We start from the raw sequence: 23,165 nt of genomic DNA, 5'->3' as shown, positions 1-23,165 counted from the left end.
CAGAAGCCGCCATGTCCACACAGGCACGCGGCGCAAGACTCCCCGCGCGCTTCTGGCGAAGGAAAATGCGCTGCCGGACTGGGCGGCCACCGCGGTCATCCTCCCATTTTACCGGCACGCGCGGAGTCCGTGTGTTGTCAGTCCTGGCGCCCTTCGAGGAGGCGCCGGGCGTTCTCCTGGGCCTCCAGGGCCTGCTCGGTCACCACTTCGCCCCGCAGATGCCCGGCTGCGGAGAGGATGGTCCGAAGTTCCTGGACGGTGCGCGGTGTGCTGACGCCCCGGTGCGCCATGGCGTGGCAGTTGGCGCATAGCGGAACAAGGTCCGTTATGGGATCCAGTTCGTAGCTGGCCTCGAGTTGGGCTGCCGGCACCGTATGGTGCACGTGGATGAAGCCGTTTCCAATCTCGCCGTAGGACGCTTCAAAGGAGAAGCCGCACGCTGCGCAGGCCGTTCCATGGAACGCCAGGCAGACGCGGCGGGCATCGGCGTCGCGCTCGTAGCGGTTCGCGCCAACAGTGGCGGCTGCCTCAGGCGGATAGGCGCCCGGAACGACGTCGAAAGGGTCCACTGCCGCCGGCCCCTGCTGCCGCCAGAGCCGCCGAAGACCGGACTCCGCCGGCGGTGGGACGGACAGGAGCGTGGAATCTGCGGCGTCCCCCCAAGGGATGTCCGGGACTTCCGCGGCCAAGGTGTCCGAAGGAATCTGCTCCCCCAGGGGCAGCAGGACGTCGAAGGCCACGCCCACCGCCCCGCCAGGGGCGGCGCCTTCCGTGCCACCTCCTGCCTCAGCGGTTCCGCAGACCACAACGCCGTGCCCGATCAGGCCGCTGCCCGCGCCGCTGCTTCCGTGGAAAAGCAGCCACGCCTCGGTACCGGGCCGGAGTATCCGGCCCGGGCCGACATCCCAGCGGTCAAGGATGCGTCCTGATGTGAGGACCTGTTCGACGGCGGCACGGTAGTTCCAGCGGTTCCAGTGGCTGGCGCTCCACACCAGGACGACCGCAGCCGGGCCCATGCCGCGCTCACGTCCCGCCATGCGCGCTCACTCCGCCCGTCCGCGGCGGGAAATGAGGACCGGGCCCCGTGCGTGGTGCAGCACCGCGTGTGCAGTTGAGCCGATCGTCTCCCGAAAGAAACCGCGCCCCTCCGTTCCCACCACCAGCATCCTGGCCTGCGCAGAGGCCATCAGGATGGCATGCGGTATTGACGTGTCAGCCAGGACCGCGCCGTCCACCGGGACACCGGGTGCCAGCGCCCGTGCGCGGGCCAGGGCGCTTTGAAGGACTTTGTCGGCCGCCGCCTCCGCGACAACAGCCTCGGACGGATCCGGCTGCCGGTACCCCGCCGGCATGTGCCGGACATGGACCACCATGAGCCCCGCGCGTGACACCGACGCCATGGCACAGGCATCTTCAAGGGCCGCGGGGGACCCTGAACCGTCGACTGCCACCACCACCGGCCCCGCAGGGTGGATATCGGACCTGATGACGGCAACGGGGCAGCCGGCTGTGGCGGCGAGTTCCAGGCTCACCGATCCCACCAGCAGGCCGAGGAAACCGCCCAGGCCCCGGCTGCCGACGGCAACCATTGCCTGGCCTTCAGAGATTTGGGCCAAGTACGATGCCGGCAGCCCGTGCAGCAGCGTTCCCTTAACGTCCAGTCCGGGTACGGCCGCCCCCGCTTCGGCTACACCTTCCTCAAGGATTGCCTCTGACGAGCGCTCCAGCCCGCTGTCAGCAACACCGGGGACCGGGCCAAGGTTCCTGGTCAGCAGGGGCCAGATGGAGCAGTGCACCACGTGCAGGGGACAGCCGCGCAGGTCCGCCTGGTGCGCTGCCCAGTGGACCGCTGCGACAGCTTCAGGCGAGCCGTCGTAACCGGCAACGATGGACCCGTTCTCCTGCATCGCTCCCTCATTCCTGGTCCGGGGGACCTTCGGCACTGGAAGGGCCTCCAGGGAAGTTCCATCCTGATGTGGTGGGGCACTGCCTACCCGCCTATCTAAGCAAGCACCACAAGCCGGGGGAAGCAACAACGCTGACGATCCGAGGAGCATCTCATGTCCGTGTGGCAGGAAAACATCACCCCTGGCAGGTTCGAGGGCCAGACCGTCATCGTGACCGGGGCTGCCTCCGGCATCGGACTGGCGACTGCGCTGCGGGTTGCACGGGAAGGCGGCCGGGTCATCGCCAGTGACCTCAGCAGCGAAGGCCTGGACAAGCTCACAGCCGGTCATGGCGACCTTGCCCTTGTGCCGGTACCGGGAGACATCAGCTTGGAGGACGTGGTCCAGCGTGTGGTGGCGGCCGCCGGCGGACGGGTGGACGCACTCGCCAACGTGGCAGGCATCATGGACAGCTTCCAGCCGGTGCATGAGCTCGACGACGAAACATGGCACCGGGTCCTGGACGTCAACCTGACCTCCATGATGCGCCTGATGCGGGCAGTGGTGCCGTTGATGCTTGATGCGGGCTCCGGTCCATCGTCAACGTCTCGTCCGAAGCCGGTTTACGGGGATCCGCGGCAGGTGCCGCGTACACCGTGAGCAAGCATGCCGTCATCGGGCTCACCCGGAGTTCCGCCGTCATGTACGGGCGCCGTGGAATCCGGGTAAACGCGGTGGCGCCCGGCGGCACCAGGACGGACATCCACGCCGAATTCAAGTCCCAGCTTGCCGCCGAAGTCCTGGGACCCTTCATGCAGGTGAACGTCCCGCCTATCGCTGAGGCCGGGGAACTGGCTGCCGGGATCACATTCCTGCTCAGCCGGGACGGTTCAAACATCAACGGCGTAGTGCTCGCCTCGGACAACGGGTGGAACGCCATTTAGGCCGCCTCCCGTGGAAACCGCTCTTTACGGGAGCCGGAAGGCAGGAGGTCCGGTGCGAAGGATCATAGGCATGGCTTTCGCCCTGGTCGCACTGCTGCTGGGCTTCACTGCCGCTGCTGCGGCTGGTCCGCCGGTGTCCGTCCAGGTTGAGGACAGGGCAGGGGTCCTGGACCGGAGCACGCTGCTTCCGGCCTTGGAGGGTATTGAGTTCCATGAGCCCACCCGCGTGGTGGTTTACACCTACAACGGCAGGGCAGAGGACAACCTGAACGAGGAAGTCCTGAGGTTCGCCCGGACCGAACACCCGGAGTGGATCAGCGCTGACGGGCAGAAGTGGGCCGACGGACTGTTTATCTTCGCCCTGGATCCGGTGGGCCGCCATGTTGGCACCTACATGGGTGAAGACCGCAAAGTGTCCCTCGAGCAGCGCAGCGACATCCAGGACGCGGCCAGGGATCTCCTGCGTGACGCCCAGTGGACGGACGGAACCATTGCCGGGGTCCGGCGCGCGGCAGAACTCATCAACCAGCCGTGGTACCAGTCCATGGCCTTCCTGGTTACCGCGTGGGTGACGGCGGGAACGGCGGCGCTGGGGGCGGGTGCCTGGCTCATTGTGCGTGCAGTCACCAGGTCCGCCAGCCGGAAGGAAATAGAACGCGGGGACCAAAGCTACGCCAACGTCAGCATGGACCTTGAGGTGACGGAACTGAACGCGGCCACCATCCCGGCGTCGTCCCGGTACGGAAGCCAGGTGCTGGAGAAGCACCGCACCTTCCTCAACCGCTACAACCTGGCCAGCGGACTCGCCAACAGGGTGCATGCCTTGTCCAACGGGGCGCTGGGCATACGCAGGAATCTCAAGCTCGCCCGTGAATACGCGGACGCGGCCTCGGAACTGGATGCCCTGGACGACGTCATTGCGGACAGCAATGCGCTCCTGAACCGCGGCAGCACGTGGCAGACGGCCTGGGACCGGCAGCTGGCACCCTTCCGCAGCGACCTGGCGGGGCTGGAGCAACTCCTCACCAGGCGGCACGCGCAGGGGGAGTCGGCAACGGCAGCCGCGCTCCGGTCCTTCCGCGACCAGAGCCTGCGGGACATTGAACGGTGGACCGCGGACCTGGCAGAGGAAAGGATCAGCCCGGAAAAGCGCTGGACCGCCTCTATGAGGCCCGGACCAAGCTCGCCGGCCTGCTGGAGAACCACGCTGCGACCGTCATCGACGGCTATGCGAAAAACGGACGCGAAGCCGAGCTGATGCGCAAGGAGATGGCGGCGGCACAGGAGGGCCTCGACCACAAACGGCGGAGCTATGAGCCGAGCATCCTGGGCACTGTCTACCCGTCATACCAGTTCTTCTCCGTTGCCACCTTCAACTCTGGGTTCAACACGGGAGTCAGCAGCGTCAGCTCGGCCCGCGGCGGGGACGGCAGCACCACCGGGTACGGGGGCAGCGGCGGGAGCTTCTCCGGGTCCGGCAGCTCGTCCAGCTTCTGAGGGCCGCGCGGCGCATGGGACTGCGGCTACAGGGCCCGGCCCAGGCTCCGCTGCAGAAGGTAGGACCCGAGGGCCAACAGCCCCAGCGCCATGGCCGCGAGAACGCCCAGCTGCGGAAGGATGTCCGCCAGGGAGCCGTTATGCCGCTGGATGTCCGCGAAAGCGTCATAGGCCCAGCGGTGCGGCGTCAGCCGGGACACTGCCTGCAGAGTCTCCGAAAAGAACTCCGGCGGCACCATGGAACCGCCCAGGCCTGCCAGCACCAAACCTGCCCCTACCCCTACGCCTGCCGCGGCGGCGTCGTTATCCATCACGGAACCGATCACCATTGCCGCCGCTGCCGATACGGCGCAGAAGACAACCAGGACCAGTCCGGCGGGCAGCGGGTTGCCCCAGTCGACGCCGAACAGCAACGCCGTCCCGGCCATGATGTAGCCGCCCTGGACCGCAGCGATTCCGAAGCGTCCCAGGGCCTGGCCGGCGAGCGCCTGCCAGCTTGCGACGGGCGCTGCCATGACGCGCGCAACGACTCCCAGGCGCCTGGATTTGATGAGGGTGGCGGCACCCGTGAGGGAACTCAGGAAGACAAACAGCAGGAGCTGCTGTGCGGCTCCAAGGTCGAACCGGCCCAGGCCCTGGAACTCCCGCGAGACGTCGCCGGTGTCAACCAGTTCAACCCGCGGCTGTTCCACCGTTTCCCGCGCCTGGGCGAGCGCCGCTGCAGCTTCTGCGGTTCCAACCCCCGCGGACTCCAGGAGGGATTGCTGCCGCCGCTCCGTGCTGACGGCCTGGATGGAAGCCCGGACCTCCTGGAGGACGGCCTGGGCGGCCGACTGCGAGGCGGTCACCACTTCGAGGTCCGCCGGGCGGCCGGCCGCGAAGTCGGCGGCATCGCCGTCGCTGATGAAGATCCCGACGTCGGTCCTGCCGCGGCTCAGCTGGTCCCGCACCGTCGCGGCTCCTGCAGCGGACACCTGGACGCCGTCCTCCGCCAGTTGCTCCGACAGGGCCTTCGCCAGTTCCGTGTCCGCCCCGCCGGACAGCGCCACCCGCGACTGGCCGCTGTTGGCGCCAAACTGCGAGCCGAGCAGCAGGATCAGGAGGAGGGGAAAGATGAAGACAAAGAAAATATTGGACCTGTCCCGCAGGAAGAGTCGCACCTCCACGGCAGCAATCCCAAGGATGCTCCTCATGCCCGCACCCCCCGGTCCGGTACCAGCCGGGAGGCCAGGGTTGCCGCGGCGGCGAACCCCAGCATGATGGTGACGGGGACGGCAACTTCCGCCACCCCGCCGCCGCCGGCCGTGATGCCCAGCCCGCGGATGAAGGCGGCAATGGGGTTCAGGTCCATCAGGGTGGCAAGGAAGCCGGAGGCCTCGATGGGGAAGAAGGCCCCGCCGGCTATCCCCAGCAGCATGGCGAGGATGGACTGGACGATGTTCGCCTGCTCCGCGGTCCGCACCAGGCGGGCAACAATGAAGGTGAGGCTCGTCGCGGCTGCCCCCACCGCCAGGACGAGGAGTGCCACCGCCGCCGGCGAGCCGAAGGAGACGCCGAAGAGCGCGCTGCCCGCAGTCAGCAGGATGGTGGTGGCCACGACACCGAGAATGAAGCCCACCAGGGCCTTGGCGGTGATGATGGTCCCCGGGGCAACAGGGGTGGACTGCAGCCTGGCCAGCGTGCCTTCCTCCCGCTCGGCAAGCAGTCCCAGGACACCGAAGCCAACGGTGAACAGCAGGAACAGCCCGGTCTGCCCCGCCACCAGCGTTCCCTTGAGGGAGAGCTGTTCGGCGGATGCCTTGCCTTCGGACAGCGTCAGGGCCGGAATGCCGGCGGCGGCCTGCTGCGCGAGTCCGCCGAGGGCTTCGTGGGGGAGCCCGGCGATGCCCCCTGCTTCAGCGGTCACGGTTCCCGCCGTGAACTGTTCCAGGAGTCCGTCCACGACAGAGATCAGGACGTTGGTTTCGAGCCCGGCCGAGTCCCCTTCAATGACCTGGACGGTGACGGCCTGCCCGGACGTCACTGCGGCAGTGAAATTGGCCGGGAGGATGACGCCGAGGTCCGCTCCCGTGTCCTTGGTCTCGCGGCTGACATCGGCGGCGGCGACCCTGCGGACGGTGACGTCCATGACGGGCAGTGAGCCGACGGCGTCCAGCAGCGCGCCTCCAAGCTGGCCGCTGTCCTCGGAGCTTGCGACGACGACGGCCGGCTTCAGTTCCACGCTTTCGGTGTCGAAGCCGCCGAAGGACAGGTTCAGTACAGCCATCAGGGCCAGGGGTACCAGGAGGGAGAATATGAAAACGGATTTGTCCCGGACCCGCTGCCGGAGGTCGTTGCCGACCATTGTCCACAATCCGCGCACGTCAGTCCCGGAGGGCTCTGCCCGTGAGGTGGAGGAACACGGATTCCAGGTCGGGGCGGACGATCTCCACAGAGGTCAGCGTCATTCCCGCCCGGCCCGCTGCCGCCACGATGGGGGCCAGGAGGCCGGGGCCATTGTGGACGGTCAGGATCAGACCGGATGCTCCGCCGTCGACCTGCTGCACCCCCGGCAGCAGGCGAAGGGCGGCTGCAGCGGCACTGGTGTTGCCGCTGCCATGCAGGTCGATGCGGTCGGCGCCGCCCGTCAGTTCCACCAGCTGGCCCCTGGTGCCTTCGGCCTGGATCCTGCCTTCGTCAATGATCGCGATCCTGTCGCAGAGGCGCTCCGCCTCTTCCATGTAGTGCGTGGTGTAGAGGACGGCCATCCCCTCCGTGGCAAGCCCCTCCACCGATTCCAGGATGGAATTCCGTGACTGCGGGTCCACCCCCACGGTGGGCTCATCCAGGATCAACAGGGTGGGCCGGTGCAGCAGGCCGATCCCGATATTCAGCCGGCGCTTCATTCCGCCGGAGAACTTCTTGGTCTGCTCGCCGGCCCGGTCGGCAAGCCCGATGAGGTTCAGGACCTCCGCGATCCGATCCTTCAGCCCCTGCCCGCGCAGGCCCTGAAGCCGTCCAAAGAACAGCAGGTTTTCCGTAGCCGTCAGGTCCGGATAGATCGCAAGTTCCTGGGGCACCAGGCCGATGTTTCCCTTGGCGCGGGTGTTCGCGGGGGTCATGGCCGACCCGGCTAGTTCGATGGCTCCGGACTCTGCAGGGATGAGCCCGGCCACCATGGAAATGATGGTGGTCTTGCCGGCACCGTTGGGGCCGAGGAGTCCATAGGTTTCGCCGGCCTGGATGTGGAAGGAGACGTCATCCACAACGGTGCGGCCGCCATAACGCTTGACCAGGCCCTTGACACCCAGGACCTGGGCCTTTTGTGTTTGAACGTCAGCCGTCATGGCGTCACTGCCTCTCCCGGACTCCTAGGCGGCACCGAGGGAACCTGCCTTGCCGGTACGGAGTGGACGGACCTGGGGGCCGCGCCGCGGCGGCCTGGCCCGGGCAAGGCCGGCAGGAGCGAGGTCGGTGATCAAACCGGTGCCGGCGCATTCACGGACATCCTCGATGGCAGCAGCGGCGTGGTACTTGTCCGGGTACTGTCCGGACACTGCCAGGACGCTGCCGTCCGGCGCCACCAGCCTGAACCTGATGCGCGAATCCTCATCGGCAAACAGTTCGAACGTTCCCGCCATAAGCTTTCTCCCTCAATAGTCCTGTCTCCAGCCGCTGCGGAGCACGTGGGCAACCGGCATCCCGGTGCAGCCCGGACACAGCACCCCAGCCTTGGTGCATCCTTGGGCCTCCCTTTACCGTGCCAGAGGGCAGGACCAGGCATTAGGGACCAAAGTCCCGTATTGACCATTCACTGGGGTAACCGGGAGCGCCTGCTGCCGGACGCCACATACTCTGGGTTCATGAGCGAGCGTAAGAGCACTTGGCATGTGCGGCACAAGGAGAGCTTGAGCCGGGGTGAGCGGGCGGCGGACATCCTTCGCAACGGGATGGGCAGCTGGACGTTTGTGGGAATCTTCGTCGCGTTCATGGTCGCGTGGGCCGTCATCAACTCCTATGCCCTTGCGGCGGACGCCTGGGACCCTTATCCCTACATCCTCCTCAACCTCTTCCTCTCCATGCTGGCCGGGCTCCAGGGCGCCATCCTGCTGATCGCGGCCAAACGGCAGGATGCGATCGCCGCGGCAATGGCCCGCCACGATTACGAAACGGACGTGCAGTCCGAGTCTGAAATCGAACGGCTGACGGCCATCAACAATGAGCAACTGGAGTTGCTGAACGAGCTGCGGTCCATGCTGCTGCGCGCCGAAGCCCTCGCGGGCAGGGACGACGGCGGCCCCGGCCGCGCCACGGGCGCCGGCACATAGAACACGGCTGCTGCCGCTGGACGTGGCTGGCGGCTACGCTGTCGGCCAGACCACCTTCGTCTGCCATTTGGCAGGATCCGGTTCCTGCTCCGGATCACTCAGGTAGTACTCCCACATGCTGTCGGACGGCGTGAGGCCCTCGGCCTGCATCTGTTGCTGGATGGCGCCGTAGGTTTCGCCGAGGGTGTCGTAAGGTCCGGTGTGGATGGCTTCGAAGGCGTCGCCCCCGGGCAGCACCGACGTCTGCACTCCATCTGTTCCGGTGAAGTGGCCGGCGATGGGGAAACCCGCTTCGACATCGACAGTGTCGCTGGGCATGCCGTGGTACCTGGCGAACGGAGGGCCGGCGGGGAAGACACCCTGTTTCTGCGTCGCTGCCATGATGGCGCCGAAGGCACGGCCGAAAAACTCGGTCAGCGAGGTCATGGGGACCCGTTCACGGATGACGGCGACCGGCTGTTCCGCGGCGTGGATTTTCCTGGGCTGTGGATCGTTCATGGCACCAGCGTCCGCTTCCGGAGGCTGGCGGGACAGGGCATAAAGCCCCTAAACCGCAACCGGCCTTATGCGGCCGACGCGTAGGCCTCGCGCATCCACTCCTGCACCTCGCCGTCGAGGACGCTGGTGTCCGGAAGCTCCAGGTGGTGCATCCAGACAGCGGGGGAGGGATGGGCCACCTCCTTGAAGCGTGGCGATCCGTCCTCCCGCGGCAGGGGAAGCGAAAGGACCAGCGGAATATTCGAGGTGACATACATGCCCGGGCGCCACAGGTATGCGAAGCTGCGGCGCCGGCGGAACGCGATCTGGCTCTTGCTGACACGGATATCCATCGGCCCCAGGCTGGCGGCCATCCGTTCCGCCGCCTCGTAGATTGCCTGGGCTGCGGGTGCCCCTTCCAGGAAGCGGGCAACGGTCCAGGCATTGCCGTCCGGGTCCGTGTGCCCGAAGCCTTTGCCCCTATTTCGCGGCGTCGGCAAGGTCATCCGCCCATTTGGCCGCCCGGCTTTCCTCACCCGTGAGCAGTGGCCCTTCCGTGCCCTTGACGTAGAACGCCATGGGACCGCCGATAATGCTGGCGCCGGCCCCCTCGAGGGCGCGCGTGATCTTCCTGCCCGCGTCTCCGTGGATGAACAGCTTGAGCCGGGTATCGAACGCAGCCGCCTTCACCCCGGCCAGTCCGCGGGCGGCCAGGTCTCCGAGTGCCCGGACGATCGCCGGCGTGGGCCGCCAGCCGTTGATCGGACTACCCACGACGAGCAGGTCGCCGGCCTGGATGCTCCCGGGCTCGAATCCGTCGACGGGTACAGCCCTGGCACCGGTGCCGAGTCCGGAAGCAACGGCCTCGGCAATCGCTTGGTGTTTCCGTAGCCGGAGTCGTACAGGATGACAGCCTTCATATCGTCGTGTCCTTTGCGGTGGTGCCGAAGATCGGGATTGTCTCCCAAGAAACGTACAAAGGACGCAGACGGTGGGGCAGGGCCGAAAGTCACAAGGGGCATCGGGAAATTCAGCCGGAGCTCAGGCCTAAATGCCCTAGTTCGCCTGCGGGGGGACGGGTACCTTCGGCGTATGCATAACGACCCTCCGCAGCCTGCCACCGAAGTCCTCCGCCCAGGCGAATGCTGGGACCTCCTGCGCGTTGTTTCGGTGGGCCACCTGGCAGTGATGGTGGACGACCATCCGGAAATCTTTCCGGTGAACTATAAGGTGGACGACGAATTCCTCGTGTTCCGGACCGGCGAGGGGACCAAGCTTCGAAGTGCCGGCGGCCATTCCGCCGTCGCACTGGAAGCCGATGGATTCGACGCCTCCACCCGGACAGCCTGGAGCGTCCTGGTCAAAGGCCACGCCGTTGTCCTGGAGCCATCCCCGGAGCTGCTGACCGGCGTCGGGCTGACGCTTTTCCCGTGGCAGGCCGGGCAGAAAGACCATTTCGTCCGCGTCGTTCCGGCATCCGTCACGGGACGCCGGTTTGGCGTAACGTCGCCACTGACCTGGTGGAACCAGCTCGATGTTGCCCCGCGGGCGGCCGGTGGATGAAGCGGCCGGCAGGTCCGGTTGACGCCGCGGTCACTACCCGGCTGACCGGGCACATGGACGCCGGCACTGACCGGGGAAGCCGTGCCGGCAGACTTCTCCGGCAATATCCCCTGGTGGCGCTGACCTCCCTCATGATCCTGGCCACCGTGCTCCTGCCGCAGTTCGGCCTCGAAGAGCCGGTCCGGCTGCTCGCTTCGGTCTACGCCGCCGCCGTTGTGCTCGTCAGGTCCGTGTCCATGATCCGGACGCTGCGGAAGGGCCGCTGGGGCATTGATCTTCTGGCGCTGATGGCCGTGGCCAGTACTGTCGCCGTGGGCGAGTACCTCGCCGCGCTGGTGGTGATCCTCATGCTTGCCAGCGGTGAGGGGCTTGAAGACTTCGCCCACGGCAGGGCAGTACGGGAGCTGAGGTCGCTGCTGGACCGCGCGCCCCGGTTTGCGCACCGTGAGATGGCCGGACCAGTCCTGGACGACGTACCCGTCGACGCGGTGGTGCGCGGGGATGTGCTGGTGGTGCGTCCGTCCGAACTGGTGCCGGTGGACGGGGAGCTCCTGTCGGACTCGGCCACCCTGGACGAATCGTCGCTGACGGGGGAGAGCCTGCCGGTGGAGCGGCACCGCGGGGAACTGCTGCTCAGCGGGTCAGTCAACGGCGAGGCGGCCATCAGGATGCGCGCGACCGCCACTGCTGCCGATTCCCAGTACAGCCGGATCATCGCCCTGGTGGAGGAAGCATCCGCCAGCAGGGCACCGGTGGTCCGGCTGGCGGACCGTTATGCGGTGCCCTTCACCGTCCTCGCCCTCGCCATGGCCGGAACCGCCTGGCTGCTGTCCGGGGACCCCGTCCGGTTCGCCCAGGTCCTGGTGGTGGCGACACCCTGCCCGCTCCTCATAGCCGCACCGGTGGCATTCCTTGCGGGCACCAGCCAGGCTGCCCGCAAGGGCATCATCATCAAGAACACCAGCACCCTGGAACAGCTGGCCAGGGCGCGGACCGCCGTCTTTGACAAGACCGGAACCCTCACGTCCGGCCGGCCGGTGCTGGACAGGGTGGAGCTGGCTTCCGGACCTGGGCAGGGCAACGGCGAAGGTTCCGCCGCCGGGCGGCTGCTCCAGCTGGCTGCATCTGCCGAACAGTTCTCGTCCCACGTCCTGGCCTCATCCGTCATCGAAGCCGCTGCCGCGCGGAATCTTCGGCTCCTCCCGGTGGCGCAGGCAACGGAACATGCCACGCAGGGTGTGGAAGCAGTGTGCGGGGGCGAACGGGTAGTGGTAGGCAAAGCAGGCCTCGTCGGCGCTGCGGCAAGCGGGTTCCGGGCAGCCGCCCTGCAAAGCGGCCAACTGGCCGTCTATGTCGCCGTCAATGGCGCCTATGCAGGCGCCCTCATCATGAAGGACCCGCTGCGCGCCGACGCAATGGACACGCTCGCCACGCTCCACCGGCTGGGCATCCGGCACACCATGCTGCTTACCGGCGACGCCCACGCGACTGCGGCCCATATCGCCAGGGAGGCGGGCATCCGGCACGTCAAAGCTGAATGCCTGCCTGCTGACAAGGTGAGCGAGGTGGCTGCGATCGCCGAACGCCCGGTGCTCATGGTGGGCGACGGGGTCAACGACGCCCCCGTCCTGGCCGCTGCCGATGTCGGGGTCGCCATGGGAGCAAAAGGTGCGACGGCGGCGAGCGAGTCCGCCGACGTCGTGGTCATGCTGGACGACCTCTCCAAGGTGGCCCTGGCAGTAGCCATCGGCAAGCGCACCCTCGCTGTGGCGCTGACCAGCATCTGGACCGGAATAGGTGCCAGCATCGCGTTGATGGCGGTAGCATGACGGGTTACATCCCCGCGGTCACCGGGGCCCTCCTCCAGGAACTCGTCGACCTGGCCACGATCGTGAACGGATTGCGGGCGCTTCACGGGGCAGACCGCCTTCCGGGCATGACCTCCAGCCCTGCCGGGGCCACCAGCGGGGAGGCGGAGTACATGTGAGGACGGCGGAGGGCCTGACCTCCAGGCAGGCGGCGGAGCTTCTCCAGCGGACAGGACCCAACCTCCTTCCGGCGGAAAAGCCCGTTCCCCAATGGCGGAAACTCTGGGGCGAGATGACCCACTTCTTTGCCCTGATGCTGTGGTGCGCCGCTGTGCTTGCCTACGTCGCCGACATGCCGCAGCTGGCAGTGGCGATTGTCGTCGTCGTCATCGTCAACGGCGTCTTCGCCCACATCCAGCAGGAACGTGCCCAGCACGCAGCCGCCAGGCTCCGCGGGCTGCTGCCCGCGGACGTGGTGGTGCGGCGGGACGGACGGGTCCGCACGGTCCACGCGAGCGAACTCGTGGCCGGCGACGTGGTGCTCCTGGCCGCAGGCGACCGCGTTCCGGCCGACGCCGTCCTGGCCACGGCATCAGCCTGCGCGGTGGACGAGTCCATGCTGACCGGCGAGAGCGAGCTGGTGCCCAAGAAGGCGGGCGATGCCGCATGGGGTGGAACCTTCCTGGTCAACGGGGAAGGCGAAGCGGTTGTGACGGCAACCGGTGCCCGCACCCGGCTGGCCGGGATCGCTGCGCTCACAAGCCAGGCCGCGCCTCCCCCCACCCCGCTGTCCCTCGAGCTGCGCCGGATAGTCCGGGTCATCGCCGGTGTGGCCCTGGCAATTGCCGCACTCTTCTTCATGACCTCGCTGCTGGTGGGCTTCCAGTGGCGGGACGCCTTCCTCTTCGCCATCGGCGTGGCCGTGGCCCTCGTCCCCGAAGGGCTGCTGCCCACTGTCACCCTTTCACTGGCCATGGGTGCGCAGCGCATGGCATCCCGCAAGGCGCTGGTGCGCAACCTGGAGGCCGTGGAGACCCTGGGATCCACCACCTTCATCTGCACCGACAAAACCGGCACGCTGACCCAAAACAGGATGAACGCCGTGGAAGTCCTCACGACGGCGGGCCGCGTCCAGGTGGCGGGCGAGGGCTACCAGCCTGAAGCGGCGGTGCAGGGGGAAGGGACCGGCCGGGCGGCTGAGGCAGCGCTCGCGGCGCTCGCCGCATCCCAGGGCGGCGCAGAGTTCCGCGACGGGCAATGGCGGGTACAAGGGGATCCGATGGAAGCAGCCATCGATGCACTTGCCCGCAGGCTGACCGGACGGACGGCGGAGCGGCAAACACCCCTGCGCCGCATTGCCTTTGACCCCGCGCGCCGCCGGGAAACGGCGGTTGTCGGAACGGACGCGTACTGCAAAGGCGCCCCGGAAGCCGTGTTTCCCTTGTGCCGCGACGTGCCGGCGCTCCTGCGGGACGAGGTGCAGGGCATGGCATCACGGGGCCTGCGGGTGATCGCAGTCGCACGACGCCGGCTGGACGCCGATGATCCTCCTGCCGCGGCCGGCAGGTGGCAGTCGTGCCCCGCGGAGCTCATCGAGCGGCGCATGGATCTCCTGGGACTGATCGGCCTGCATGATCCGCCCAGGCCCGACGTGGCCGACGTGATCCGGACGGCGCGCCGGGCAGGACTCAAACTGGCAATGATCACCGGCGACCATCCTGAAACTGCCGCCGCCATCGCCCGCGAAATCGGCCTGATCGGGACTCCGGAGGTTGTGCTGGAGGGCGCCGGCCTCCCGGAGGACGAACAGATGCTCGGTGCACTGCTGGACCGGGACGGGGTGGTGGTGAGCAGGGTGTCCCCGGAGCAGAAACTCCGTGTGGCCCGGGCCCTGCAGTCCAGGGGCCACGTTGTTGCCATGACGGGAGACGGCGTCAACGACGGGCCGGCGCTCCGCGAAGCCGATATCGGCGTCGCCATGGGCCTGACCGGCACCGATGTGGCCCGCGAAGCCGCAGACCTGGTCCTCCTCGACGACCATTTCGCCACCATCGTGGCCGCCATCGAGCAAGGCCGCGCCACCTATTCCAACATCCACCGTTTCCTCACGTACCACCTCACGGACAACGTGGCCGAGCTGACCCCTTTCGTCATCTGGGCGCTCTCCGGCGGACAGTTTCCGCTTGCCCTCGGCGTGCTCCAGATCCTGGCCCTGGACATCGGCACCGACCTGCTTCCCGCGCTGGCACTGGGGGCTGAGCCTCCGGGCAAGCATGTCCTGGCCCGGCCGCCGGAGCGGCGGCACCTGATGGACAGGCAGCTCATGATCCGGGTTTTCTGCGTGCTGGGGCCCGTGGAAGCGGCGGTGGAAATGGCGGCGTTCTCCGCCGTGCTGTTTGGCGGCGGCTGGATCCGCGGCGAAGCCCCGGAGGCGGGGCTCCTGATGGCAGCCTCCGGGGCCGCCTTCACCGCCGTCGTCCTTGGCCAGCTCGCCAACGCCTATGCGTGCCGGAGCGCGACGGCGGCGCCGTGGCGCCTGGGCTGGGGCACCAACAGGCTCCTGGCCTGGGCCGTCCTGGCCGAACTGGCCGTCCTCGCCGCCTGCCTGTACATTCCCCAGGCCGCTGCGCTGCTGGGGCACGCCCCGCCGCCACCTGCCGGCGTCCTCCTTGCTGCCCTGGCAATTCCTGCGGTCCTTGCCGCCGACTGGGCCTACAAGGCCATCCGGGGCCGGATGCGGGCGGCATAGCCGAGGCCGCCTGTGGCCGCCCGTGCCCGCGGGACCAAAGCCTCTGCCCGCACTCTTCAGCCAGGCACAAAATCGAGGAATGAAAGCTGCCGCGGCACCATCCGTCAACAATGCCCGTGTGATGTGGATCGGGGAGACGGGCATCGGGGACATCGCCTCCGTTGGGGGGAAGAATGCCTCGCTGGGGGAGCTCAGCCGGTCCCTGCGGTCGGCCGGCGTCAGCGTTCCGGAAGGGTTTGCGACCACTGCTTCGGCGTACCGGGCGTTCCTGGAAGCCAACGCCCTGGTGCCGCGGATCAAGGAACTCGTTGCGGACTACCGCAGCGGACAGTCAACGCTCCGGCAGGCAGGCGCCGCCATTCGGGAGCTTTTCCTGGCAGCGACCTTCCCCGAGGACACGGCGGCCGATATCCGCGAACACTACCGGGCGCTCTGCCGCCGGGCGGGGGAGCAGCAGGTGCCGGTGGCCGTCCGCAGCAGCGCCACGGCTGAAGACCTGCCCGATGCCAGTTTCGCCGGCCAGCAGGAGACGTTCCTGAACGTGGCGGGGGAGCGGGCGGTCCTGGACGCCTGCCGCCGCTGCTACGCCTCGCTGTTCACCGACAGGGCCATCACCTACCGCGAGATCAAGGGGTTTGACCACCTCGATGTTGCCCTGTCCGTGGGCGTCCAGCGGATGGTGCGGTCCGACGTCGGTGCTTCCGGAGTGATGTTCTCGATCGACACCGAGTCGGGTTTTCCCGGCGCCGTCCTCATCAGTGCCGCGTGGGGACTCGGGGAAACCGTGGTGCAGGGAACCGTCAACCCGGACAAGTACCAGGTGTTCAAGCCCCTGCTCGCCAATGCTTCGCTGAACCCCGTCATTGAACGGCACGTGGGGGCAAAAGAACGGAAAATGGTTTACAGCCATGGCGGCGACGCCCGCACGAAAATGGTGGAAACCACCCCGCATGAACGCAGGTCCCTGGTGTTGTCGGACCCGGAAGTTGTCCTCCTTGCACGGTGGGCCGCGGCCGTTGAGGACCACTACGGCGCCCGATGGACATGGAGTGGGCAAAGGACGGCATCACCGGCGAACTGTTCATGGTGCAGGCGCGGCCGGAAACCGTGCAGGCCCAAAAGACGGGCTCAACCTTCCGGACGTACCGTCTTCGGCAGCAGGGCAGGCTCCTGACCGCCGGGGCCGCAATCGGGGACTCCATTGCCCGGGGTCCTGCCTGCGTCATCCGTGACGCAAAGGACATTGAAGACTTCGTGGACGGTTCGGTCCTGGTGACCCGGATGACCGATCCGGACTGGGTGCCGGTGATGAAGCGGGCGGCAGGAATCGTCACCGACCATGGAGGACCCACCAGCCACGCCGCGATCGTCAGCCGCGAACTGGGGGTGCCGGCCGTCGTCGGCACACGGAACGCAACGGACGTCCTTGCCAACGGCGCAGCGGTGACCTTGTCCTGTGCCGAAGGCGAAGAAGGGCACGTCTATGAGGGGCTGCTGGACTTCGCCGTGGAGGAAGTGGACATGGCCACCCTTCCCGCCACCCGGACGGCTGTGATGGTCAATATTGGCAGCCCTGCCGCCGCATTCAAGTGGTGGCGCCTGCCGGCCGCGGGCGTCGGCCTCGCGCGGATGGAATTCATCATCAACAACCTGATCCGCATCCACCCCATGGCACTGGTCCATCCCGAGCGTGTCGCCGATCCGGAGGCCGCCGCGCTGATCGAAGACCTGACCCGGGGCTACCCGGACCGCCGGGAGTATTTCATGGATGTCCTGGCCACCGGGATCGCGAAAATCGCGGCGCCCTTCTACCCCAAGCCCGTTATTGTCCGCCTCAGCGACTTCAAAACCAACGAATACAGCCACCTCATCGGAGGCGGGGCCTTCGAACAACCCGAAGAGAACCCGATGCTCGGCTTCCGCGGAGCCTCTCGCTACTATAGCGAACAGTACCGGGAGGGGTTCGCGCTGGAATGCGAAGCCCTCAAGCGGGTCCGGGAACACATCGGCTTTTCCAACGTGATCGTCATGGTCCCGTTCTGCCGGACGGTGGGGGAAGCTGACCTCGTGATCAAGGCCATGGCGGACCATGGGCTGGTCCGCGGCGAAGCGGGGCTCGAGCTGTACATGATGTGTGAAATACCGGCCAACGTGGTGCTGGCCAGCGCCTTCGCGCGGCGTTTCGACGGCTTCTCCATTGGTTCGAACGACCTTACGCAGCTGGTCCTGGGAGTGGACCGTGATTCCGAGCAGCTCGCCGCGCTCTTCGACGAGCGGGATCCGGCGGTCACCACCATGATTGCCGAGGCCATCGGCAAGGCCCACGCCGCCGGGATCAAAATCGGCATCTGCGGCCAAGGCCCCAGCAACCACCCCGACCTCGCCGAATTCCTGGTGGACCAGGGCATCGACTCCATCTCGCTGAACCCCGACACGTACCTGCGCACCATCCCCATCATCGCGGCTGCCGAACAGCGGCCGGGCAAACAGGCCTAAAGGCACTGGAAGCGGCGGCGCCTTCACTGGTACTGATGAAGCCATGACCACGTCGCCGACCGCTGCTGCTGCGAAGCCGCCCTTCGACGCCGTGATCTTCGACCTGGACGGCGTGGTCACGAACACCGCATCCATGCACCGCGCCGCCTGGAAGGACGCATTCGACCAGATCCTGCAGGACCCCCGGATCCCGCCGACTGCAAACCGGGCCCCGATGACCAAGGCCGACTACCTGAACTTCATCGACGGCCTTCCCCGCGAGGATGGCGTCCTGAAGTTCCTCGCCGCCAGGGGGGTGGAGATAGACCGCGGGACGCAGGCCGACGAGCCGGGGGCATGGACAGCGGTTGGCCTTGGTGCCCTGAAGAACCGCCTGTTCCTGGAAAGCCTGAAACGCGGCGGGATCCAGGCCTACCCGGGAACGCTGCAGCTCCTGCAGCGGCTCTCCGGCGCCGGGGTGCCGGCCGCCCTTGTCACGTCCAGCCGCAACGCCTCGGCGATCCTGGAGTCAGCAGGACTTACCCGCTATTTCAGCGTGGTGGTGGACGGCAACCTGGCCGCAAGCCTCGAGCTGCAGGGAAAGCCCGCCCCGGACACCTTCCTCGCGGCAGCGTCCCGGCTCGGAGTCCTCCCGTCCCGCTCGGTCGTCATCGAGGATGCCGGCGCGGGCGTGCAGGCTGCCCGCCGCGGCGGCTTCGGACTGGTGGTGGGAATTGACCGCAACGGGACCCGGCGCGAGCTGGAAGCGGCTGGCGCCGCCGTCGTGCTCAACGACGTCGCTGAACTGGACCTGGGACTGGTTGCCGGTGATCCCTGGCAGCTTGTCTATGAGGGGTCCGATCTGGGACACGAAGGGCACCGGGAGGCGCTCACGACCCTGGGGAACGGCTATCTGGCAGTCCGGGGCGCGGCCCCCGAGGGCGGGCCCTTTAGCTACCCGGGCATGTACCTGGCAGGGGTCTATAACCGGGTCTCGGCCGTGGTGGCAGGCGAAGAGCTGCTGGAAGAGCACATGGTGAACGGGCCCAACTGCCTTCCCCTGGACCTGCGCCCGGCCGGCGGAACCTGGTGGTCCGAAGGAGGGCTGGTTGTCCTCCGGGAGCGCAGGACACTGGACCTCCGCGCTGCCGTCCTGGAGCGGCGGCTCCTGCTCGAAGCGGCGGACCGGCGCCGCCTGGAGGTGGTCCAAACCCGGTTCGTGTCCATGGCCGACCCGCACCTGCTGGGCCTCGCCACGAGCATCACCCCGCTGGGCTGGAGCGGAACCCTTGATGTGCGTACCGGCATCAACACCGCAGTGAGGAATGCGAACATCAGGGACCCCTCGTCCGGACAGGGGATCCACCTCAGGGACAGGACCGGTCCCGGACCGGACCGCACGGATCCGGCGGACAGCACGGCTGTGGTGCAGGTGGAGACCACACAAAGCCTGGTCCGGATCGCGGCTGCCTTCCGCGTCGTTGTCCCCGGCGAGGCCGGGGCAGGCGGACGCGGCCGGAAGGGAGGCCTGCACTTCCAGTCCTTCACGCTTGCCCTCAAGGAGGGAACGACGGCGGAGGTCGCCAAGACGGTGGCGGTGGTGACGTCGCGCGACCACGCGATTTCCAGTCCCGAGTCGGAGGCAAAGGCGGTGCTGGAGCGGGCCGGCAGTGACTTCGATGCCCTGCTCTACGCCCACCGGGAGGCGTGGCGGCGGGAACTGCGTCCCTTCCTGGTGGAGATCGACGCCCCCGTACAGGTCCGGCTGGTCCTCAACCTCCATATCTTCCACCTCCTGCAGACACTGACCCACCACACCGCCGAGCTGGACGCCGGGGTCACCGCCCGCGGGCTTCATGGCGAGGGATACCGCGGGCATGTCTTCTGGGACGAGCTGTTCGTGCTGCCCCTGCTGACGTCGCGGACGCCCCACGTGGCCCGTGCCCTGATCGATTACCGGTGGCGCAGGCTTCCAGCAGCCCGCCAGGCCGCCCGCGCCCTGGGGCTCCGGGGCGCCAAGTTCCCCTGGCAGAGCGGCAGCGACGGGAAGGAGGAAACGCCAAAGTGGCTGTACAACGAAAAGTCCGGGCGGTGGGTGAAGGACCACTCCCACATGCAGCTGCATGCGGGCCTCGCCGTCGCCTTCAACGCCTGGCAGTACTACCAGGCAACCGGTGACACCGCATGGCTCTTCGAACGGGGCGCCGAGTTGCTGATCGAAGTGGCCCGGTTTTTTGTGTCCCTGGCGCAAGACGACCAGGACACGGGCCGGTACCACCTGCGGGGCGTAGTGGGGCCGGACGAGTACCACACCGGCTACCCGGGAAACCCCGGGCCCGGCCTGGACGACAACGCCTACACCAATGTCATGGCGGCCTGGGTCTGCGTGCAGGCTTCCGAGCTTGTGGCCTCGGCGCACGGAAACGACCTTGCCGAGCTCCTGGAGCGGCTCGACGTGGCGGACGGGGAACCTGACGTCTGGGCCCGTGTGGGCAGGGCCATGTACGTTCCGTTAGGCCCCGACGGCGTGATCAGCCAGTTCGAAGGCTACGAACAGCTGCAGGAACTCGACTGGGAACACTACCGGGAGGCGTACGACAGCATAGAGCGGCTCGACCTCATACTCGAGGCAGAAGGCGACGAAACCAACCGGTACAAGCTCGCAAAGCAGGCCGACGTCCTGATGCTGCCGTACCTGCTGGGGCATGAGGGCCTTGTCACGTTCCTCAACGAGCTCGGCTACGCGTACACGATGGAACAGCTGCACCGGACCATCGAGTACTACCTGGCCAGGACTGCGCACGGTTCGACACTGAGCCGCGTTGCCCACGCATCCGTCCTTGCCGGCCTGGACGCCGACCGCGCCTGGGACAGCTACCGTGAGGCGCTGGACGCCGACCTTGACGACACGCAGCACGGCACCACCCGGGCCGGCATCCATCTGGGAGCCATGGCCGGCACCATCGACGTCATCCAGCGCAGCTTTGCCGGTTTGCGCATGAGCGGCGACACCATGGTGTTCGCCCCCAACCTGCCCGCAGGGCTCAACGCGGTTGCCTTCCAGGTCCGGTACCGGGGACATCTCCTGACCGTGCGCCTCGGGGACGGCCGCATCAGCGTCGCCTCCGCGCCCGGGAACGCCATGCCCATCAAAGTGCGGGTTGCCGGAAGGGACATGACGCTTGCCGCCGGCCAGGCGAGGGACTTCGCCGCACCCCGGCAAATCAAGGGACCGGCCGGCCCATGAACCTTCCACAACGGCTGGGTGTCCTGACCAGCGGAGGTGACTGCCCGGGGGTGAACGCGGTGATCCGGGGCGCTGTGCTGGGCGGCACCGTTGCGCACGGTTACGAATTCGTGGGCTTCCGGGACGGCTGGCGGGGAGTCCTGGAAGACGACCTGCTGCCGCTGCCCCGGCGGGCAGTGCGCGGCATCTCGGGGCTGGGCGGAACCATCCTGGGAACATCACGCACCAACCCGCTGTCGGAGGGCGGGGTGGAAGCGGTCCGTGGCAGCATGCGCCGCCACCGGCTGGAGGGGCTGATCGCCATCGGTGGCGAGGGTACGCTGGCGGCCGGCAAGGCCCTCTCCGACCAGGGCGTCAACGTCGTCGGCGTGCCGAAGTCGATTGACAATGATCTGGGCGCCACGGACTACACGTTCGGGTTCGATTCGGCCGTGCAGACGGCCACCGAGGCAATCGACAGGCTGCGGACCACCGGTGAATCGCACCACCGCTGCATGATCGCCGAGGTCATGGGCCGGAACGCCGGCTGGATTGCACTGCACGCCGGGATGGCGTCCGGCGCCCATGCCATCCTGATCCCTGAACACCGGGTGGCATTGAAGCAGGTGGCCGCCTGGGTCACCTCCGCCCGTGACCGCGGGCGGGCTCCGCTGGTGGTGGTGGCCGAGGCATTTACGCCGGAGGGGCAGGATGCGCCGTACGCGCCCCGCGGCCTGGATACATTTGGACGGCCGCGGCTCGGCGGGATCGGGCTTGCCCTTGAACGGGAGCTGCAACAGCTGACGGGGATTGAAACCCGCGCCACCGTCCTCGGCCACATCCAGCGCGGCGGCGAACCGACAGCCTTCGACCGCGTCCTGGCAACCCGGCTTGGAATGGCCGCGGTGGGGGCAGCAGCTGCGGGTCGCTGGGGGACGATGGTGTCCCTGCGCGGCACGGAGATCGTCAACGTGGGGCTGGAGCAGGCCCTGGGAGCGTTGAAGGTGGTTCCCGAGGCGCGCTACCGGGAGGCGGCCGTGCTGTTCGGCTGACTGGCTCCGCCTTGCTTGCTTCGGCCGGGTGTGCCCAGCTACCCGTGGGCGGCGACGTATTCCACCAGGCCCCCCACGGTGGCCACGGCGGGATAGTCCCGCTCGGGGATGTCCACTCCCGTGGATCCGGCGATGGTTTCCACCAGGCGGAGGAAATCGAGGGAATCCAGCTCCAGGTCCTGGCGCAGCCTTGCGCCGTCGGCCAGGTCCCCGGGTTCGACGTCGGGCGCCACCTGGCCGATGGCCGCCTGCACTGCCGTTCGGGCGTCCTGCTGGTTCATAGCTCCTCCGGGGTTTGCAACAGTTCGTCGATGCGGGACAGGAAACGGCCGCCACGCAGCCCGTTGCTGACCCTGTGGTCCGCGGACAGGGTTGCAGTGGCGGCGTGGCGGATGCCGAGCATGCCGTGATGGGCCCAGGGCTGCTCCATGACCCTGCCGAAGCCAACCATGGCCACCTGCGGCGGATAGATGACCCCGTAGACGCTCTCCACGCCGAGGTCCCCCAGGTTTGTGACAGTGATGGTCGGATCTGCCATCTCGGCCCGCTGCAGCCGGCCGGCCCGGGCCCGGTCAACGAGGTCCCGCAACTGCTCCATGAGTTCGTCAAGCGTCAGGGCGTCCGCATCATGCAGGGCAGGCGCCACGAGCCCGCCATTGCGCAGGGCCACCGCAACTCCCAGGTGCACGGCAGTGCCGGGGTGGAATGAGCCGTCCGTGAAGAAGCCATTCATTTCCGGCACCTCCTTCGCCGCCAGCGCGGTGGCCTTGAGCAGCAATGCTGACGGAACCAGGCGCGAGGCGACCGGCCGCCCGCCGTTGGCCGACGCCATCCATGCCATCCCAGCTTCCAGGTCCAGGGTCGTGGCGAGGTAGTAGTGCGGGATTTCCTTCTTGGAACGGGACATCAGCGCGCCCACCGCCTGCCGGAGGCTTTCCGCCTTCCCGCCCGCGGCCTCCTTCCGGCCCCGCCGTGCGCCCGTCCCGGCGCCGGCAGGTGCCGCCGCCACTGGACGTTCCGGCGTCGGGACCGGCGGCTCAACCCGGGATCCGGCGGCTGCTTCGCGGCGCACATCCGCCTCGGTCACCGCTCCCTCCGGCCCGGTTCCGGACAGGCCCTGCAGGTTCACGCCGAACTGTTCCGCCAGCCGGCGCGCCAGCGGCGAGGAGCGCACCCGGCCG

18 protein-coding genes and 3 pseudogenes are annotated in these 23,165 nt (G+C 67.8%); 10 read left to right on the top strand and 11 right to left on the bottom strand.

Annotated features, from left to right (window positions below; all coding sequences use genetic code 11):
- Positions 1 to 137 precede the first annotated feature (137 nt).
- Both G205_RS00680 and G205_RS00675 read right to left on the bottom strand, forming a co-directional pair.
- On the bottom strand, positions 138 to 1,037 hold the full coding sequence (locus G205_RS00680) for an HNH endonuclease (RefSeq protein WP_009356318.1): 900 nt from the start codon (positions 1,035 to 1,037) through the stop codon (positions 138 to 140).
- A 6-nt stretch (positions 1,038 to 1,043) separates the two neighbouring features.
- Complete coding sequence (locus G205_RS00675; RefSeq protein WP_009356317.1) at positions 1,044 to 1,907, bottom strand: universal stress protein; 864 nt, start codon at positions 1,905 to 1,907, stop codon at positions 1,044 to 1,046.
- A 153-nt stretch (positions 1,908 to 2,060) separates the two neighbouring features.
- Here G205_RS00675 and G205_RS00670 point away from each other — a divergent pair.
- The 3 genes and pseudogenes from G205_RS00670 to G205_RS22310 all read left to right on the top strand — a co-directional run bounded on the left by G205_RS00670 (position 2,061) and on the right by G205_RS22310 (position 4,327).
- Positions 2,061 to 2,830, top strand: a pseudogene (locus G205_RS00670) (SDR family NAD(P)-dependent oxidoreductase).
- 70 nt (positions 2,831 to 2,900) lie between these two features.
- Positions 2,901 to 4,088 (top strand): DUF5129 domain-containing protein, encoded by a 1,188-nt coding sequence (locus G205_RS00665; protein WP_235046728.1) that lies wholly within the window; start codon positions 2,901 to 2,903, stop codon positions 4,086 to 4,088.
- A complete protein-coding gene (locus tag G205_RS22310; protein WP_235046727.1) occupies positions 4,088 to 4,327 on the top strand; it encodes a hypothetical protein in 240 nt (79 codons plus the stop codon). The genes G205_RS00665 and G205_RS22310 overlap by 1 nt, the downstream gene beginning before the upstream one ends.
- 26 nt (positions 4,328 to 4,353) lie before the next feature.
- On the opposite strand, the gene G205_RS00660 is transcribed toward G205_RS22310, so the two are convergent.
- Genes G205_RS00660 through G205_RS00645 form a run of 4 tightly spaced genes read right to left on the bottom strand, consistent with a single transcriptional unit; the run spans position 4,354 to position 7,947 of the window.
- Positions 4,354 to 5,520 (bottom strand): ABC transporter permease, encoded by a 1,167-nt coding sequence (locus G205_RS00660; RefSeq protein WP_035751628.1) that lies wholly within the window; start codon positions 5,518 to 5,520, stop codon positions 4,354 to 4,356.
- A complete protein-coding gene (locus G205_RS00655; RefSeq protein WP_009356315.1) occupies positions 5,517 to 6,671 on the bottom strand; it encodes an ABC transporter permease in 1,155 nt (384 codons plus the stop codon). The genes G205_RS00660 and G205_RS00655 overlap by 4 nt, the downstream gene beginning before the upstream one ends.
- A 19-nt stretch (positions 6,672 to 6,690) precedes the next feature.
- Positions 6,691 to 7,653 (bottom strand): ABC transporter ATP-binding protein, encoded by a 963-nt coding sequence (locus G205_RS00650; protein ID WP_009356314.1) that lies wholly within the window; start codon positions 7,651 to 7,653, stop codon positions 6,691 to 6,693.
- Positions 7,654 to 7,677: 24 nt separating this feature from the next.
- Positions 7,678 to 7,947: a YegP family protein gene (locus tag G205_RS00645; RefSeq protein WP_009356313.1), complete on the bottom strand. Its 270-nt coding sequence runs from the start codon at positions 7,945 to 7,947 to the stop codon at positions 7,678 to 7,680.
- Between the two features lie 222 nt (positions 7,948 to 8,169).
- On the opposite strand from G205_RS00645, the gene G205_RS00640 reads away from it, so the two are divergent.
- A complete protein-coding gene (locus tag G205_RS00640) occupies positions 8,170 to 8,634 on the top strand; it encodes a DUF1003 domain-containing protein (protein ID WP_052013975.1) in 465 nt (154 codons plus the stop codon).
- Between the two features lie 33 nt (positions 8,635 to 8,667).
- Here the strand turns inward: G205_RS00640 and G205_RS00635 are convergent, their stop codons facing one another.
- The 3 genes from G205_RS00635 to G205_RS00625 all read right to left on the bottom strand — a co-directional run bounded on the left by G205_RS00635 (position 8,668) and on the right by G205_RS00625 (position 9,885).
- Complete coding sequence (locus G205_RS00635; RefSeq protein WP_009356311.1) at positions 8,668 to 9,132, bottom strand: GyrI-like domain-containing protein; 465 nt, start codon at positions 9,130 to 9,132, stop codon at positions 8,668 to 8,670.
- 65 nt (positions 9,133 to 9,197) lie between these two features.
- Entirely contained in the window at positions 9,198 to 9,617 is a 420-nt protein-coding gene (locus G205_RS00630) for a DUF5655 domain-containing protein (protein ID WP_009356310.1), read from the bottom strand.
- Positions 9,592 to 9,885, bottom strand: coding sequence for a hypothetical protein (locus G205_RS00625; RefSeq protein ID WP_009356309.1), 294 nt, complete (start codon positions 9,883 to 9,885; stop codon positions 9,592 to 9,594). The genes G205_RS00630 and G205_RS00625 overlap by 26 nt, the downstream gene beginning before the upstream one ends.
- A gap of 318 nt (positions 9,886 to 10,203) precedes the next feature.
- Here G205_RS00625 and G205_RS00620 point away from each other — a divergent pair, with 318 nt between their 5' ends.
- The 6 genes and pseudogenes from G205_RS00620 to G205_RS00595 all read left to right on the top strand — a co-directional run bounded on the left by G205_RS00620 (position 10,204) and on the right by G205_RS00595 (position 21,984).
- Entirely contained in the window at positions 10,204 to 10,674 is a 471-nt protein-coding gene (locus G205_RS00620) for a pyridoxamine 5'-phosphate oxidase family protein (protein WP_009356308.1), read from the top strand.
- Positions 10,646 to 12,661 (top strand): annotated as a pseudogene (locus G205_RS00615) (heavy metal translocating P-type ATPase). The gene G205_RS00620 and the pseudogene G205_RS00615 overlap by 29 nt, the downstream one beginning before the upstream one ends.
- The gene (locus G205_RS00610) at positions 12,658 to 15,231 is read left to right on the top strand and encodes a cation-translocating P-type ATPase (RefSeq protein ID WP_009356305.1); all 2,574 of its coding nucleotides are present in this window, start codon (positions 12,658 to 12,660) and stop codon (positions 15,229 to 15,231) included. Before G205_RS00615 ends, G205_RS00610 begins: the two are co-directional and overlap by 4 nt.
- Before the next feature lie 79 nt (positions 15,232 to 15,310).
- Positions 15,311 to 17,727 (top strand): annotated as a pseudogene (gene ppsA, locus G205_RS00605) (phosphoenolpyruvate synthase).
- A gap of 43 nt (positions 17,728 to 17,770) precedes the next feature.
- A complete protein-coding gene (locus G205_RS00600; protein ID WP_009356304.1) occupies positions 17,771 to 20,953 on the top strand; it encodes a beta-phosphoglucomutase family hydrolase in 3,183 nt (1,060 codons plus the stop codon).
- A complete protein-coding gene (locus G205_RS00595) occupies positions 20,950 to 21,984 on the top strand; it encodes an ATP-dependent 6-phosphofructokinase (protein ID WP_009356303.1) in 1,035 nt (344 codons plus the stop codon). Before G205_RS00600 ends, G205_RS00595 begins: the two co-directional genes overlap by 4 nt.
- 38 nt (positions 21,985 to 22,022) lie before the next feature.
- On the opposite strand, the gene G205_RS00590 is transcribed toward G205_RS00595, so the two are convergent.
- Together G205_RS00590 and G205_RS00585 are read right to left on the bottom strand one after the other, a co-directional pair.
- Entirely contained in the window at positions 22,023 to 22,265 is a 243-nt protein-coding gene (locus tag G205_RS00590) for an acyl carrier protein (protein WP_009356302.1), read from the bottom strand.
- Positions 22,262 to 23,165 (bottom strand): 2-oxo acid dehydrogenase subunit E2 (locus G205_RS00585; RefSeq protein ID WP_009356301.1); only part of this gene is annotated, 904 nt, incomplete at its 5' end. The genes G205_RS00590 and G205_RS00585, both read right to left, overlap by 4 nt.

Source organism: Arthrobacter nitrophenolicus (genome assembly GCF_000332815.1).
Classification (GTDB): Bacteria; Actinomycetota; Actinomycetes; order Actinomycetales; family Micrococcaceae; genus Arthrobacter; species Arthrobacter nitrophenolicus.
The sequence above is the reverse complement of the archived record's forward strand: the minus strand, read 5'-3'. Positions and strand labels throughout refer to the sequence as shown.